The following is a 14,265-nucleotide window of genomic DNA, read 5'->3' as shown; positions in this document are numbered from 1 at the left end:
GGTGGTTGGTGGTTGTTCCAAGCACCAAACAACTAAAAACTAACAACAAAGTTACTGGAGTTTGAGAAACTTATCCAAAGCAGCCACCATACTCGGAGGCCAGCGACGGATATTTTTTACCCAGTTAATATCCTTGTAGCGAGGATCTAGTCCGTAGGCTGCTACCCAGTTACTTTCAGCTTCACCTTTTTGTCCGTTTACCCAAAGGGCGGCTGTAAGTGCAGCACGTGTATCGGCAAAATTGGGATATTTGCGGACTATATTTTTCATCTCTCGGATGGCTTGGTCTATTTTACCAGTTTCATACAAAACCAAAGCATAGTTTCCACGGGCAATCACTAAATTTGGAGCGATCGCCATTGCTTTTTGGTAATCTGCTATGGCTTGTTCCCATCTTCCCAAACCTGCTTTGGCAGTACCACGATTGTTGTAAGCCATCGCATCGTTGGGATTGACTTCTAAGACATGATTATAGTCTGCGATCGCTTCTTCCCATCTTCCCAAACCTTCCAGCGCTGTACCACGGTTTAGATAAGGATCTGCAACATCAGGGGCAAGTTCTATAGCTTTGTTAAAATCTGCTAGTGCCTGTGGTAATTTGTTCTGACTTACCCTAGAGTTTCCCCGATTACTCCAAATCGCCGCATTATCTGGGAACCTTTCAATAATTTCTGTCCAGTACTGTTCAGCCTTGGCAAAATCCCCTTTACTTGTTGCTGCAAAAGCTGATTTTGCCAAGTTGTCCCATTTTTGTATTTCTTCTGGCGTAAACTTTGGTGTTTGGGGTTGGGCGATCGCTGCTTGATTCCAGCCAAACAGCAGTAGCAGACTCAACAGAATTACAAATAATCTCATTATTCGGGATCGGGAATCGGGAGAAGACAAAGGAGAAGGGGACAAGGGAGACAAGGGAGACAAGGGAGACAAGGGAGATAGGGGAAAATCTATTAAAAATATCTCCTGTGTCCCCCATGTCTTCCGTGTCCGTCATTCTCAGTTCCTCATAACAACGATAACTGTTCATTCGGTGGCTTAAAGCCCATATGCTTATAAGCTGCTGTTGTCGCTACTCTACCACGGGGCGTCCGGCTTAAATAGCCAATTTGCATCAAATAAGGTTCATAAACTTCTTCTATGGTTTGGGTATCTTCACCTGTTGCAGCTGCGATTGTTTCTAATCCTACTGGCCCACCGTTGAATTGTTCAATAATTACAGTCAACATCCGGCGATCCGTCCAATCTAAACCACAAGGATCGACTTGGAATAATTTTAATGCTTCGGCTGCAACGTTTTCGCAAACTTGAGGAAAGGATTTTACTTCCGCGTAATCACGGACTCGCTTGAGTAGTCTATTAGCTATCCGTGGCGTGCCTCGTGATCGCTTAGCAATTTCTTTCGCACCATCTTCAGTAACAACAGTATTGAGTAACTCAGCACTGCGCTGCACGATCAAGCTTAGTTCTTCTACCTCATAAAACCTCAATTTTTGCACTAAGCCAAAGCGATCGCGCAGTGGAGAAGTTAGAGCTCCCACACGGGTTGTTGCCCCCACTAAGGTAAATTTTGCTAAGGGTATACTACGAGTTCGAGCGCTGGAACCCTTACCAATAGTGATATCTAATCTATAATCTTCCATTGCCGGGTATAAAATTTCTTCACTCATCCGCGATAAACGATGAATTTCATCGATAAATAGAACATCCCCTGGCTTGAGATTTACCAATAGCCCAACAATATCTCTAGGACGTTCGAGAGCTGGGGCGCTAGTAATTTTATAGTTCACTCCCATCTCAGCTGCTAAAATCATTGCCATTGTGGTCTTACCCAAACCAGGAGGTCCATACAATAGCAAATGATCTAGCACTTCTCCTCTAGACTGAGCTGCTTTAATAGCTATTTCCAATACATCTTTTAAATCTTTTTGACCAATATAATCGGCAAACCGTTGTGGTCGAATACTTTCTTCCTGTTTACCTTGTTCATCAATTGCAGCTTTGGGTTGCAAAATATTCTCTTCTAGAGACGTTTTTGCCGACTCCCGGCGCTGTTTTGGTTGCTTATCGCCTGATTCGTGAGGCTGTTTTTTTGAGGAGATAATCGCCATATTTTAGCTATTAACTTTTACTTCTACACTGATTGAGGGCAAGTGGTAGCGGCACCAACGGGTATAAATACGGAGGAAAATTTTCTTGGGATAAATACGCTTGCCAATCTAAAATTTAAATTCCGGGGAACTACTTAGGAGGACAAAGATTGTCATGCTAGCTAAGAGAATCTTACCGTGCTTGGATGTGAATGCGGGACGAGTTGTAAAAGGAGTTAACTTTGTTAACCTGCAAGATGCAGGCGATCCCGTAGAACTAGCAAAGGTTTACAACGAAGCTGGAGCAGATGAAGTAGTGTTTCTGGATATTACGGCTACTCATGAAGACCGCAATACCATTATTGATGTTGTTTACCGCACTGCCGAACAAGTTTTTATTCCCTTGACTGTTGGTGGTGGCATTCAATCCTTAGAAAATGTTAAAAATCTGTTACGAGCTGGAGCAGACAAGGTTAGTATTAATTCTGCGGCGGTACGCGACCCAGATTTTATTAATCGGGCTAGCGATCGCTTTGGTAATCAATGCATAGTTGTTGCTATTGATGCCAGACGCAGAAAAGCTCCTCACAACCCTGGTTGGGATGTGTATGTGCGAGGTGGACGGGAAAATACAGGCATAGATGCTCTCAAGTGGGCGCAAGAAGTAGAAAAACGAGGTGCAGGAGAACTATTAGTGACTAGTATGGATGCCGATGGTACCAAGGCTGGCTATGACCTCGAATTGACAAAAGCGATCGCCGAAACTGTACAAATTCCAGTAATTGCTTCTGGTGGTGCAGGAAATTGTCAACATATCTATGAAGCACTAACAGAAGGTAGAGCCGAAGCCGCCTTACTAGCTTCACTACTACATTACGGGGAATTAACTGTGGAGGAAATTAAAAATTATTTGCGCGAGCATCACTTACCAGTACGAACGTACCAGTGATTTTAGCATAGCTCTTGTCTGAAGATACATCTAGTACTCAACACACTTCCTGAAAAGGATGTTAAACTTGGTAAAGAAGCATTAAAAAATATTAATAAATATGTTGATTCCTATATTAGTTTTTGATGTGGCGCTGGTAGCCTGGTCGCTGCATTTGATGGAAAGAGCTTACGAGAGCAAGGAATTCTCCCTCATGTTGGCAGGTTTGTTAGTTGCGTTAGCCGCAGCTGCAATGATGGTAGTGTACTTTTTGATGGGTCATTGTATGAGCTATTTGCTGCATGTTTCTTAATAAGTAAAGATACTTTATTAAATAACAAGACAAAACCAAAATCGCTTTGTGGCATTATTCATTACCCAATACTTTTAATGACCAACAAATAGAAAAATAAACTACCAATATTACATTCAGCCACATGTGAACTGAGAGTAAAAAGTTGGCAAAGTTTTTAGAAGCAAAGGTATTAGAAAAACCTATTCTAAGTATTTCTACTTGTTATCGATAATAAATTCTCTATATATTTAATTAGCAGTAATTCTTAAAACCAAACCATATTTATCTAAAGCTGTCAAGCAAACATCCGGGAGATGGTTTAGCATGTCGTTCCAAGTTATTTAAAATGGAAGCATTGTTAACTTGAAATCATGTGTGGGGTAAATCTGCATGAAAGTCTCGTTTCTGCCGCTCAAACTTATCGCTGTAACTACTTTGGCGGGAATCGGCTTGGCTTCCTTATTAATGCCACAACCTAGCCTTGCTGAACCTAGCCAGATACCGAACTTGCCAAATTACGATCCGCAGAACAATACAGACGACCCATACAACAACAGCAATAATCCTTTTTCTAACACTAACACCAGTGATGGTTTTGGTGTGTTCAACTTAATCCATCGTGCCAATTTAAGTGTGCCGAATCTAGATATCAATGCCCAAAACCAACAACTTGATGAAGAAGCAGAAGCTTTTAAAGCCAGACAACGAGCATTAACACAACAAAATCAACAGCAAACACCTAGTTTACAGATCATTACTCCAGGTGTGAATACTACTCCAAATCGATAACGTTATTTGTTGTGTTTAAGGCAAGTCAAACAATTTTGGATTTTAGATTTGCGATTTTGAATTCACTGCAAGCCACTTTCGGGATGCAGCTTGGAGATTTGAGATTGACAGTTTTAGATTTTTTCTGCCCACAAGGGGGTGGGACTTGAACCGAAAAAATAATCTAAAATCCAAAATCCAAAATCTAAAATTGGCACAGTCAAGAGTCAATAGTTTGGATTATTGACTCTTTAACTGTTGATTCTGCTCAGGGTAATTTACAATCCCAAGGTAGCTAAAATATCGCTGGCATGGGTAGAGGTGTTGACACTAGAGTCAACATGAATAATTTTGCCATTGCCATCTATTACGTAGGTAACACGCTTAGCATAACCACCACCATCGACATCGTAGGCTTTAATTAACTCACCTTTGGTGTCAGCTAGTAGTGGAAAGTTAAGATTATATTTTTGGGTGAATGCTTGGTGTGAAGCTTCATCATCTGCACTTACACCCAGCACCACAATATCTTTACTTGTGTATTGTTCCTTAGCATCACGGAAACTACAAGCTTGCTTTGTGCAGCCTGGAGTGTCGTCTTTGGGGTAAAAATACAGAACCACTGTTTTACCTTTGAAATCAGATAAAGAAACAGTGTTGCCGTTAGTATCTTTAACGGTAAAAGCAGGTGCATCTGTCCCAACTGCTAGAGGCATAATTTACCTTCCTAAATTTGAAATTATTGATGCACTTGAAATTTTACAATAATTTACAATAATTACAGGAAAATAAAACTGAATAACTGGAAACCAAAATGCCTGCTGTTAACGCTCAAAATCAGAAAACCCTGACATACCCATCTAAAACCGTAGAAAGAGCCAAGCGATCGCTACTTTGTTCTCCTTTTAATTTTGGTTTATTTGCAGCGATGCTTTCAGAGCGGGTAGCAATGAGTGAAATTGTTGGCAATTCCGGTGTTAACAAAGGCTACACCAAAGCTGCTTTGTCTGAATTAAGAGCAGACAACTCTTTGGTATGGTTGATAAAAGTAGGTGTACTGCGACGCGAAGTTGATGGTCAAGGAATTACAGATAGTTTTCGCCTCACACCCCTTGGTCGTCAGATAGTGGAACAATTGCAGCACCAGACTTTGCCGACTATAACGTGGCGCGATCGCTTTTTAGATATTGTAGCTCGTTGGTTCACGCTACCATTTTAGAATTTGTTGCTGGTTAGTTGTTAGTTGTTAGTTGTTAGTTGTTGGTGATTTACGGCATTGCTGAATCAAGATATGAATTTACAATTCACGGATATGTAGAGACGTAGCAATGCTACGTCTCTACAAAAATGTATACAAACATAATTCATGACCAGATTCAGCAATGCCTGATTTACCACTATCCACTAACCAATTTTTAATTAAAAAGTTAAGAGTCGCCTTGAAGCGGGAACAATATATACGGAAGTCTCAACTGCATTTATGAAGTCTTTACTATGGCTTGGTGACTTGATGTGAGATGTTACGTAAGGTCATTGTTTATACTGACTCATTTATCATTTATCCAAAGCTAATGATAAATCATGAATAATCAATGACTATTTAACGAGTAATCTGATCACTCAAACAGCATTGCTATATTACACTTCATGCTTTTAATATCATTCCTGATCGGAAAAACAGTTGAATATGAAAGCAATTATGGTGGTGGGAACAACATCCCACGCGGGGAAATCACTGTTGACTGCGGCTATTTGTCGCATTTTGTCGCGGCGTGGCTGGCGGGTGGCTCCCTTTAAAGGTCAGAATATGGCTTTAAATGCTTATGTCACAGCTAATGGTGGAGAAATTGGTTATGCCCAAGCAGTACAAGCCTGGGCTGCGGGGGTTGCACCTTGGGTAGAAATGAACCCGATTTTACTCAAACCCCAAGGTGATATGACTTCCCAAGTAATTATTAAGGGTAAGGCTATAGGAAAAGTGAGCGCTGCGGATTATTACGAGCAGTATTTTGAACTGGGATGGCGGTCAATCGAAGAGTCTTTACAGCATTTGTCAACAGAATTTGATTTGCTGATTTGTGAAGGTGCTGGTAGTCCAGCAGAAATTAACCTTAAGCACCGTGATTTAACTAATATGCGAGTGGCAAAACATTTGAATGCTTCGACTTTACTAGTAGTTGATATTGATCGGGGTGGTGCTTTTGCCCATGTAGTTGGAACCTTAGAATTACTCGAACCAGAAGAACGGGCTTTGATTCGGGGTGTAGTTATTAACAAGTTTCGGGGACAGCGATCGCTGCTGGAACCTGGTATTAAATGGTTAGAAGAACGTACGGGCATTCCGGTACTTGGTGTAATTCCTTACTTAGAAACTATTTTTCCGGCGGAGGATTCTTTAGATTTATTTGAACGTAAATCCCATAAATCCAGTGCAGATCTCCATATCAGTGTGATTCGATTACCCAGAATATCTAATTTTACCGATTTTGACCCATTGGAATCAGAATCAACAGTGATGGTAAAATACTTAAGTCCCAAGCAAGAATTAGGACATCCAGATGCCGTAATTCTCCCAGGTACGAAAACATCAATTGCTGACTTGCTGTTACTCCAAAAAACTGGTATGGCAGAGGCAATTCAAAATTATGCAGCAGCAGGTGGTACAGTTTTGGGTATCTGCGGTGGTTTTCAAATCCTTGGTCAAATGATTGCCGATCCAGAAGGTATTGAAGGGCAAGCAGGCAGATTTCAAGGCTTAGGACTATTACCGATCAAAACAGTCATAACGGGACAAAAAATTGCCCGCCAACGTCAAGTGACTTCTAATCATCCCCAAATGGGTTTACCTGTGACTGGATTTGAAATTCATCAAGGGCGATCGCGCATCGAAACCCAAGGAATAGATTCCCAATCCTATTATCCTCTATTTGACGATCCAAATTTAGGATTAGTCGATAGTTGTCAATCAGTTTGGGGTACTTATCTCCACGGTATATTTGACAATGGACCTTGGCGTCGTGCTTGGTTAAATCGCCTGCGTCAACAAAGAGGTTTAAAATCTCTGCCTACAGGGGTTGCCAACTATCGAGATCAGCGCGAAAACCTTTTAGATTCCCTTGCCACAGAAATTGAACAGCACTTAGATTTGACTCCTTTGTTGTCGTAGTAAGCCCAAAATTATGACTGTGCGTGTCCATTTCTTACCAGATGATGTTACAGTTGACGCCCAAGTGGGAGAACCTCTGCTAGATGTTGCTGATCGAGCAGAGGTAATTATTCCCACAGGTTGTCTGATGGGTACTTGTCACGCTTGTACAGTGGAACTAGACGATGGAGAAATCATTCGTGCTTGTATTAGCTCAGTTCCAGACGGATGTGAAGAATTAACGATAAATTTGTTTAGCGATCCAACGTGGTAAAAAAAGTATGAAGTATCAAGGATGTAGACACCCCTGAGGGCGGCTACAACCTTTAGACTTCAGCCTTTTTTTGTAAGGCATATTGCTTAAATCGCTCTAAATCCGCACGTAAAGTTGATTCTACTAATCGTCCCAAAAATAGATTATCCATGATTTTGCCCAGGATACCAGGGATAGCATAGGCAACAGTCAGTTTAACGATACTACTGGTATGGCGATCGTAAAAACGGATAGCTCCCCGATTCGGTAAACCATCGATAGATTCCCATTGGATGATTTGATGAGGAATGACTTTGAGAATCCGGGATTTCCAGGTAAATTCAAAACCACCAGATTTCAATTTCCACAATGAGATATCGGGGTTATCCTCAGGAACTGTCACCGAATCTATCCACTTCATCCAGCGGGGCATTTGCTCCAAATTAGACCAAAGACTCCATACTAGATCTATAGGAGCCTCTACTTCCATCTGCACTGTATGTTCTAACCAATCAGACATTAGATTTTGGATTTGAGATTTTGGATTTGAAATTTTGGATCAGCAAACTATTTTTTCACAGTTTCCAAAATAGCTTTTGCGGCAAGCATTCCTGAAATAGTTGCTCCTTCCATGCTATCGATGTAATCCTGCTGTGTATAACTCCCTGCCAGGAAGAAATTAGCCACAGGGGTTTTTTGACGAGGACGATAAATATCCATCCCCGGTGCTTCTCTGTACAAAGACTGAGCTAGCTTAACTACACTGTACCAAGTCATGTTTAATTCCCTTGATGATGGGAACAACTCGTGTACTTGTGCCAAAACGTGCTGGGCAATTTCTTCATTGCTTTTTTTAATAAACGGATCTCCTGGTGTCAGCACTGCCTGCAACAAAGAACCCTGCCCTTGCCGATAATAATCAGCAGGGCTAGTCAAAGCTAAATCAGCAAAACAAGAAAAATCGGCATCAGCAGTATATAGCAAATTATCAATCCCTGCTGAGTGATTTAGCTGTTTGCGTGCTTCTGCATCTTGCAGTTCTGTTACCCAACCATCAAATCGTAGCTGCACTGTTGCCACAGGAACCGCATCCAACTTGTAAATATTGTCAAATTCTGTCCATTTACGCCATTGTTGAGGCAAGAGTCGCTGAATTCCTGGCACATCACAGGCAGCTACATACGCATCAGCAGTAATGTTTTCTTCTGTGTCACCATGAGCAATTACCAAACCAGTAACACGGGTTTGTTCTCCTTCCTCAGCAAATTGAACTTCTCGTACTCTCCGACGAGTATAAATTTTTGTTCCTCTCGCTTCTAGATACTCCAAAATCGGTTTATGCAAGTATTCATAGGGTGAACCTTTAAGCATCCGCAGTTTTGATGCTTCTGTTCTCACGGCGAATAACTGAAAAATTGTCAGCATACAACGGGCGGATATGTTCTCGCAATCAATAAAACCCAAAGCATAGGCAATCGGGTTCCACATCCGCTTAATACTGCCATCACTACCACCGTGACTACGGAACCATTCAGCAAAGCTAACTTTGTCTAAGTTACGAATATTTTGCATCGCACCCTCAAAGTCTACCAAACCCCTGACAACTGGACTTGTAGAAAGTGCTATGGCGTTCTGCAACTTATCTAGCCATGAGAGTTGAGAGGTAGTAAAAAAGGCCTTTAAACCATTGAAAGGCGCACCCATAAAGAAACGAAAATCAAGCGCACCAATCTGTCCTCCCTTATTGATGAAGGTATGAATGTGTTCTTTAGGAAGCAGGTTTTCAAAGGCTCCCATCTTCTTCATCAATTTCAACAACTGATTATAGTTGCCAAAGAAGACATGCAACCCCATTTCAATATGGTTGCCATCTTCATCTACCCAGCTGCTAACTTTTCCACCAACAAACGGACGGGACTCAAAAATCTGGACTTCACAGCCAGCATCAGCTAAATCTACAGCGGTTGCTAGCCCAGCCAGTCCCGCACCAATGATTGCAACGCGCATTCCGCCCTTCCTTTTCAATTTCTTTACAAATTGTAACTGGGTTGGTGTCGGAATTTGCTACTTGTATTCCATCCACAGTCCAAGGATTCAAAACACCCAGACAAATCAGTAAAAGAGTCAAATAAAGTAAAAAGTTGAAAGCAAAAACAAATTTTTCCTTTCTTTTTTATTTCTTTTTCTTTGTACTCTTAATTTATTGTCTGCCTCCTTATCTGTTACTATCATTGGTGTCTTCAGCTACAGACAATCCTCGGATCAATTCCCGAATCACGTCAGTTGCAGGTCTACCAGTTTGCTGACAATACTTTTCCAATTTTTCGGCCTCCTGTGCTGCTAAATTCACAGTAATACGTTTTACAGCCCATTTCTTATTAGTCATTTGATTATGCTATTTGCTGTATATCAACATCATTGACAAAATGTTAGTGAGGATGAAAGAGATAAGAATATCAGAGTTTTTGTCAGGAAACAAGCAATCGTTGATGTAAAAAATTTGGTTTGCTTGAAGTGTCCTTTGTTTTCTAATAGAATCAAAAAACAAATGAATAAAGTGTTGTTGTGACAGAAACAATAGCGTATATTGGTTACTACACAACAGGAACCTGTTGAGGAATAATCAAGCTTGACCAAAAATTTTATAGTTTAGCAAAAATGATTGCTGCTAACTAAATAACTATTTGTTAGAGGATAGCAATATACAAGAAACTTAGCTACCTCTACAATATGAGTTCGCCAAATACTTTTGGTGAAAACATGTGCCACAAAACTTGTAAATAAGGCATCAAGGTATTAGCTTGTTGAGTATTCAGATGCTGACATATTTCTTGCTGTAGTAAGTGCAGCATACAGCGAATAAGCTGCCATTGAACTTTTAATCTTGGGTAGAGCATTGCACATAATGGGAACAATTCTTGTTGAATTGCATTCACGCTTCCCTCTAAGCTACAAACCCAAAGATAAACCTGGAACATTTCTACATCCCTGATACTGGAAACTCTGACTAGTGGTTCACTTAATAAACCAGACTGGGAATGATAATTAGGGTAAAGGTCAATAATCTTTTGGCAAATTTTATTAGCTATTTGTGTACTAATAGGTAAAAGTTTCTGCACTGCTGTTAAAACATGAGAATTATAGTCATGATCTGCTGCTGCATCATAAACTTGCTGTAATGGCATATATAAGTGGTCATCTATGACTTTTAAGTAACTGCCAAGTACAGTTCTTTCCAAAGGTGAAAGAGTGTGTAGTAAGCCAAGGTTAGTATAGTGAAACTGCATACTCACAAAGCCAATCACTCTGGGATCTTTTTGTGTGTATTTCTGCCGCAGCAAACAAACACTTGTACTAATAATTTTTGCCATTTGAGTAGAAACAAAACTTTGTGCTTGTATCTGCTGAATTCTTTCAGACAATGAATTTTCTCTATTCACTGCTGGGATTTGTGTAGGTAAATCGTGACTTGATTGTTGCTGGATATATAGATGCAATGCTTGTTCGTATATCCCAAAATAATCTGCTGTGATTTCCCAAGGATTGATTAATTTTGGATCAATACGATGCCTTTTGATTTCCTCTGACAACAATGCTTCTGTTTTGTTCCAAGCTTGTAAACTCACAGTACGCAGTGAATTTATTAGCTTTTGTGCTGTTCTTTTTCGTCCTTCAAGAGATACTACTTTTTTGAAGTTTAAAGCATCTTGCTTATGTTCATAGAAGTAGTTCAGTTCAACATTCTGTAAATACTTCTTTGCCCATTGTTGAGCTAAATATGAAACAGCAGATTGTTTTTCCAGTTGTAGTAAACCCTCTGAATCATTATCTGGTTTTTCATTCATCTCCATATATTAATGTTGTAAATATTGCCGTATAAACACCCTTTTTATTGATGTTCCCATTGTATATGTTTTCCAATTTAATTGGTTGCCTTTACTTAATCTTCACTGAATTTGTACTTAAATTGAGATTTTTATTTTTGTGAAAATTTTAATAAGCAATAGTAAAAAGATTACATTTGATTGTGTTGTCATTATAAATATCTATAAAATTTGCAAAATACACATCATGTAAAAAGTGTATTTTTTTAAACTAAATTGAGCTTAGATAATATCAGCCTGTGAAATGTTTTGTAGTCGTTTATACTTCTTGTTTTGAGAATGGATTTCTTTAATAGTTAGCGAGCAATATAAAATGTAAAATAAGTTACTTGTAACCTACGAATAAGTTATGTCAAAAATATTAGGTGTTTACACAAAAACTTGCATATTACATAAATAAAAAAATAAAAAAAATTATAATTTTCAAACTAGATAGTAAATTTTTTGTGAATTACCATTACCAATAATTCATTTTTAATTTTTGCAATCTTTAAATAAAAAACTTACCAAAAAGTAAGTAAAATAAAATTTACGACAAAGTTTACAGATTGAACAATTAACAAATTCTGTGTTGAAAATGGGTGTAGGAGGAGTCAAATTTTCATGCCCTCTTGTGGGCATAATTGTCAGTGGAATCTTGCACTTGCCCAAAATCTTGCCCTCAAATAAATTTGGGGCTAAGAGCTTAAGTTAGCTTGTAGCTAACTATGACAATGGTTGTAAAGAGTTTTAACTCCTTTAAGGTTTGACCCAAAACTTTAGTTTCGGGCATGATCCAAGATAAGGGGACAAGGAGGACGACTTGGGGGAATTTATGTCAAGAATTTTGTGAAGAAATAATAGGTAATTGATCCATTACCAATTACCAATCACATTTAGATGTGATCTGACCACTAGCAGCGAATACTTCCGGCACGCACTCGCATTCGCTAATAGCAACAGATGAAAGAAACACAATCTTTCTCCTACACTCTCATACCCTATACCCCTGTGTTTCTTCAGCGGTTGTTATTCAAATTGCAGTTGCGGCATTAGCTGGAGAGTGCCAATACCTAAGTCCTTGGGTGACAGCGATCGCGTCTCAAACAAAGCCATCATATCTCGCAACTGGGGATTACCACGAGCAGCACCAGTAAGTCCTTTGGCAATGATCAAACCGCAATAGCCTTTGGTATTTTTACAACGCTGATTCCATTTTTTTCTGGCTTCAACGTGAACAGGATCATCATCTAAGAACTCCCCAAATAAGAACAATTCGCCATTTTGAGTTTGCAGTAAACCCAGATCATAGCGATCGCCACCAAAAGGATCAGCACCAGGATTGAAGCAAATTGCTTTTAGACCTCCTGCTTTTTCTATATTTTCAATTACGGTTTTAGCCTTGGGGCGCGAAGTTTGAATTAGAATAACTGGCAGACCATCGCCTACTGGCTGAATTTCTCCTGCTGGATGGTAATTAACTCCTTGACGTAAGTACTCCAACATTTCCCAAGACACTACACCCAGGCTGAGAAAAGAGTCTTCTGGGATTAAGTCATCTCGCAATGACCTAAACATCGGCGTAGGTTCAGATTCTATCTCCTCCTCGTCTTCTTCATCCTCATAGCCAGCCATTTCCTCTAACTCTGCTGCCAATTCCGGCATACTAGAGACTGTTATGGCTACTGACTTTGTCTGTTCATCACAAGAATCTGGTAGGGAAATGCGGTAGCGACGACTCAAAGTTGGAAAAGAATCGCTCCCCAAATGACGACGATGATCGCGAATAAAACGGTTAAGGCTTTCTAGGGCAACGTATACTATCAGTGCTTCTTCATCATATAAAACCGAGCGTAGTCCCTCGAGAGGATGAATATTACCAAAGGTGGGTTCAATTTCTGATAGTGGCAGTTTCGCTAAATCCTCAAATTCTTCCTCTTCGTCTGTTTCGTCAACATGTTCAAAAGTCAGAAATAGACAATCTTGCTTGAGGAAAGCTTCTTCTAAATGTCCTTGGGATTTGTCTTCTCTTAAAATTGTGGCCCGAAAATGCTTGAGTGAATCTTCTGAACGATACAACAGTACTCCATACTCCATACCCAGCATCCCCATCATTGAGGCGTAGAGTGTACCAACATCCCATTTGTTGATCTCGATTGATAAAATCTGCTGTTCTTCTAATAATTCCCAGGGAGCAGCTTGCCAAATTGCTAATGCTTTTTCTCGCAAAGCTTTAGCATACTGTGGAGGTAGTTCGGGAACTTGAGAGTCGAGAATTTCGGCAAACCCACGAAATAGCTCATCAATTAGAGGTAACTCAGATGAATAATCAATAGCAATATCTAAATCTTGCAGGACTCCACGTAAGTAAAATTGTATTTCCCGGTCTCTGACCACAATTCTTTGGGGACGAGCAGGTTTAGCAGGACTGTGGGGATTCTCCATTGCTCGCATCAAAGTGCGAACAATTGCTTCTGGTCCACTTTCTGGAGGTACTACGTCCATTCCCCGCACAATGCCTTGTGTACCATCCACCCAAAGAATACATTCGCCCTTGGTTTCGGAGTCTGAGTGCTGGGTTGGTGATGACAATGGACGGCGATCGCCCTCCCATACAGAAGGAATTTGAGTTAATTTCCGTAAACGACGGCTGGTAGAGCGATTAAAACTTGTCATAGAGTAAGTGAATCAAAACAAGGGATTTGTAAATACACTTTTGAGTCAGGGCTAGTCTCCAATGAAAACTCCCTTGGCTGTTGAATTAAGAGTAATCGTAACTGTGGGCTGCCAAAGGCTGAAACTCCAAAAATAGCGAATCTCTAAAACATATTGAATCTCTCAATTCTAGAATAAAAATCTTTGCGTGCTTTTGACGGAGTATTTACAATTTGGCAACCTAGAACATCAATATCGTTAAAATGAATAAAAA

Annotated in this window: 14 protein-coding genes; 6 read left to right on the top strand and 8 right to left on the bottom strand. The window is 40.0% G+C overall.

All coding sequences use genetic code 11. The features are described 5' to 3' along the window. Positions 1 to 51: 51 nt before the first annotated feature. Positions 52 to 855 carry a tetratricopeptide repeat protein gene (locus NIES592_RS02040; RefSeq protein WP_073554773.1) on the bottom strand — a complete coding sequence of 268 codons (804 nt, stop codon included), beginning with the start codon at positions 853 to 855 and terminating at the stop codon, positions 52 to 54. Between the two features lie 146 nt (positions 856 to 1,001). After that, entirely contained in the window at positions 1,002 to 2,105 is a 1,104-nt protein-coding gene (ruvB, locus tag NIES592_RS02035; RefSeq protein WP_073554772.1) for a Holliday junction branch migration DNA helicase RuvB, read from the bottom strand. A 154-nt stretch (positions 2,106 to 2,259) separates the two neighbouring features. Between ruvB and hisF the strand changes: the two genes are divergently transcribed. The 3 genes from hisF to NIES592_RS02020 all read left to right on the top strand — a co-directional run bounded on the left by hisF (position 2,260) and on the right by NIES592_RS02020 (position 4,096). After that, entirely contained in the window at positions 2,260 to 3,033 is a 774-nt protein-coding gene (gene hisF / locus NIES592_RS02030) for an imidazole glycerol phosphate synthase subunit HisF (protein ID WP_062249103.1), read from the top strand. A gap of 100 nt (positions 3,034 to 3,133) precedes the next feature. Then, on the top strand, positions 3,134 to 3,325 hold the full coding sequence (locus tag NIES592_RS02025; RefSeq protein WP_009458276.1) for a hypothetical protein: 192 nt from the start codon (positions 3,134 to 3,136) through the stop codon (positions 3,323 to 3,325). Between the two features lie 372 nt (positions 3,326 to 3,697). Beyond that, on the top strand, positions 3,698 to 4,096 hold the full coding sequence (locus NIES592_RS02020) for a hypothetical protein (protein WP_073554771.1): 399 nt from the start codon (positions 3,698 to 3,700) through the stop codon (positions 4,094 to 4,096). Between the two features lie 257 nt (positions 4,097 to 4,353). Here NIES592_RS02020 and NIES592_RS02015 read toward each other — a convergent pair whose 3' ends face one another. Beyond that, the gene (locus NIES592_RS02015; protein ID WP_073554770.1) at positions 4,354 to 4,791 is read right to left on the bottom strand and encodes a peroxiredoxin; all 438 of its coding nucleotides are present in this window, start codon (positions 4,789 to 4,791) and stop codon (positions 4,354 to 4,356) included. Between the two features lie 98 nt (positions 4,792 to 4,889). Between NIES592_RS02015 and NIES592_RS02010 the strand changes: the two genes are divergently transcribed. The 3 genes from NIES592_RS02010 (at position 4,890) to NIES592_RS02000 (ending at position 7,494) form a co-directional block, all read left to right on the top strand. Then, positions 4,890 to 5,294 (top strand): Npun_F0494 family protein, encoded by a 405-nt coding sequence (locus NIES592_RS02010; protein ID WP_062249109.1) that lies wholly within the window; start codon positions 4,890 to 4,892, stop codon positions 5,292 to 5,294. A gap of 468 nt (positions 5,295 to 5,762) precedes the next feature. After that, positions 5,763 to 7,241: a cobyric acid synthase CobQ gene (gene cobQ / locus NIES592_RS02005; RefSeq protein WP_073554769.1), complete on the top strand. Its 1,479-nt coding sequence runs from the start codon at positions 5,763 to 5,765 to the stop codon at positions 7,239 to 7,241. A 13-nt stretch (positions 7,242 to 7,254) separates the two neighbouring features. After that, positions 7,255 to 7,494, top strand: coding sequence for a 2Fe-2S iron-sulfur cluster-binding protein (locus NIES592_RS02000; RefSeq protein ID WP_009458271.1), 240 nt, complete (start codon positions 7,255 to 7,257; stop codon positions 7,492 to 7,494). Between the two features lie 52 nt (positions 7,495 to 7,546). Here the strand turns inward: NIES592_RS02000 and NIES592_RS01995 are convergent, their stop codons facing one another. The 5 genes from NIES592_RS01995 to NIES592_RS01975 all read right to left on the bottom strand — a co-directional run bounded on the left by NIES592_RS01995 (position 7,547) and on the right by NIES592_RS01975 (position 14,012). Beyond that, positions 7,547 to 7,993, bottom strand: a complete 447-nt coding sequence (locus NIES592_RS01995) for an SRPBCC family protein (RefSeq protein WP_062249115.1) — start codon at positions 7,991 to 7,993, stop codon at positions 7,547 to 7,549. Between the two features lie 47 nt (positions 7,994 to 8,040). Next, positions 8,041 to 9,480: a 9,9'-di-cis-zeta-carotene desaturase gene (gene zds, locus NIES592_RS01990; protein ID WP_009458269.1), complete on the bottom strand. Its 1,440-nt coding sequence runs from the start codon at positions 9,478 to 9,480 to the stop codon at positions 8,041 to 8,043. Between the two features lie 208 nt (positions 9,481 to 9,688). Continuing rightward, positions 9,689 to 9,859, bottom strand: a complete 171-nt coding sequence (locus NIES592_RS01985) for a ribbon-helix-helix protein, CopG family (RefSeq protein WP_016867699.1) — start codon at positions 9,857 to 9,859, stop codon at positions 9,689 to 9,691. 337 nt (positions 9,860 to 10,196) lie between these two features. After that, complete coding sequence (locus NIES592_RS01980; RefSeq protein ID WP_073554768.1) at positions 10,197 to 11,324, bottom strand: hypothetical protein; 1,128 nt, start codon at positions 11,322 to 11,324, stop codon at positions 10,197 to 10,199. A 1,041-nt stretch (positions 11,325 to 12,365) separates the two neighbouring features. Then, on the bottom strand, positions 12,366 to 14,012 hold the full coding sequence (locus tag NIES592_RS01975; protein ID WP_073554767.1) for a DUF6930 domain-containing protein: 1,647 nt from the start codon (positions 14,010 to 14,012) through the stop codon (positions 12,366 to 12,368). Positions 14,013 to 14,265 lie beyond the last annotated feature (253 nt).

The sequence above is a fragment of the Fischerella major NIES-592 genome, assembly GCF_001904645.1.
Taxonomy (GTDB): domain Bacteria; phylum Cyanobacteriota; class Cyanobacteriia; order Cyanobacteriales; family Nostocaceae; genus Fischerella; species Fischerella thermalis.
This window is presented reverse-complemented; position numbering and strand designations above follow the sequence as displayed.

Coding starts and splice junctions, on each gene's coding strand:
- NIES592_RS02040 (WP_073554773.1), bottom strand. CDS start 855: ATGAGATTATTTGTAATTCTGTTGAGTCTGCTACTGCTGTTTGGCTGG.
- ruvB (WP_073554772.1), bottom strand. CDS start 2,105: ATGGCGATTATCTCCTCAAAAAAACAGCCTCACGAATCAGGCGATAAG.
- hisF (WP_062249103.1), top strand. CDS start 2,260: ATGCTAGCTAAGAGAATCTTACCGTGCTTGGATGTGAATGCGGGACGA.
- NIES592_RS02025 (WP_009458276.1), top strand. CDS start 3,134: ATGTTGATTCCTATATTAGTTTTTGATGTGGCGCTGGTAGCCTGGTCG.
- NIES592_RS02020 (WP_073554771.1), top strand. CDS start 3,698: ATGAAAGTCTCGTTTCTGCCGCTCAAACTTATCGCTGTAACTACTTTG.
- NIES592_RS02015 (WP_073554770.1), bottom strand. CDS start 4,791: ATGCCTCTAGCAGTTGGGACAGATGCACCTGCTTTTACCGTTAAAGAT.
- NIES592_RS02010 (WP_062249109.1), top strand. CDS start 4,890: ATGCCTGCTGTTAACGCTCAAAATCAGAAAACCCTGACATACCCATCT.
- cobQ (WP_073554769.1), top strand. CDS start 5,763: ATGAAAGCAATTATGGTGGTGGGAACAACATCCCACGCGGGGAAATCA.
- NIES592_RS02000 (WP_009458271.1), top strand. CDS start 7,255: ATGACTGTGCGTGTCCATTTCTTACCAGATGATGTTACAGTTGACGCC.
- NIES592_RS01995 (WP_062249115.1), bottom strand. CDS start 7,993: ATGTCTGATTGGTTAGAACATACAGTGCAGATGGAAGTAGAGGCTCCT.
- zds (WP_009458269.1), bottom strand. CDS start 9,480: ATGCGCGTTGCAATCATTGGTGCGGGACTGGCTGGGCTAGCAACCGCT.
- NIES592_RS01985 (WP_016867699.1), bottom strand. CDS start 9,859: ATGACTAATAAGAAATGGGCTGTAAAACGTATTACTGTGAATTTAGCA.
- NIES592_RS01980 (WP_073554768.1), bottom strand. CDS start 11,324: ATGGAGATGAATGAAAAACCAGATAATGATTCAGAGGGTTTACTACAA.
- NIES592_RS01975 (WP_073554767.1), bottom strand. CDS start 14,012: ATGACAAGTTTTAATCGCTCTACCAGCCGTCGTTTACGGAAATTAACT.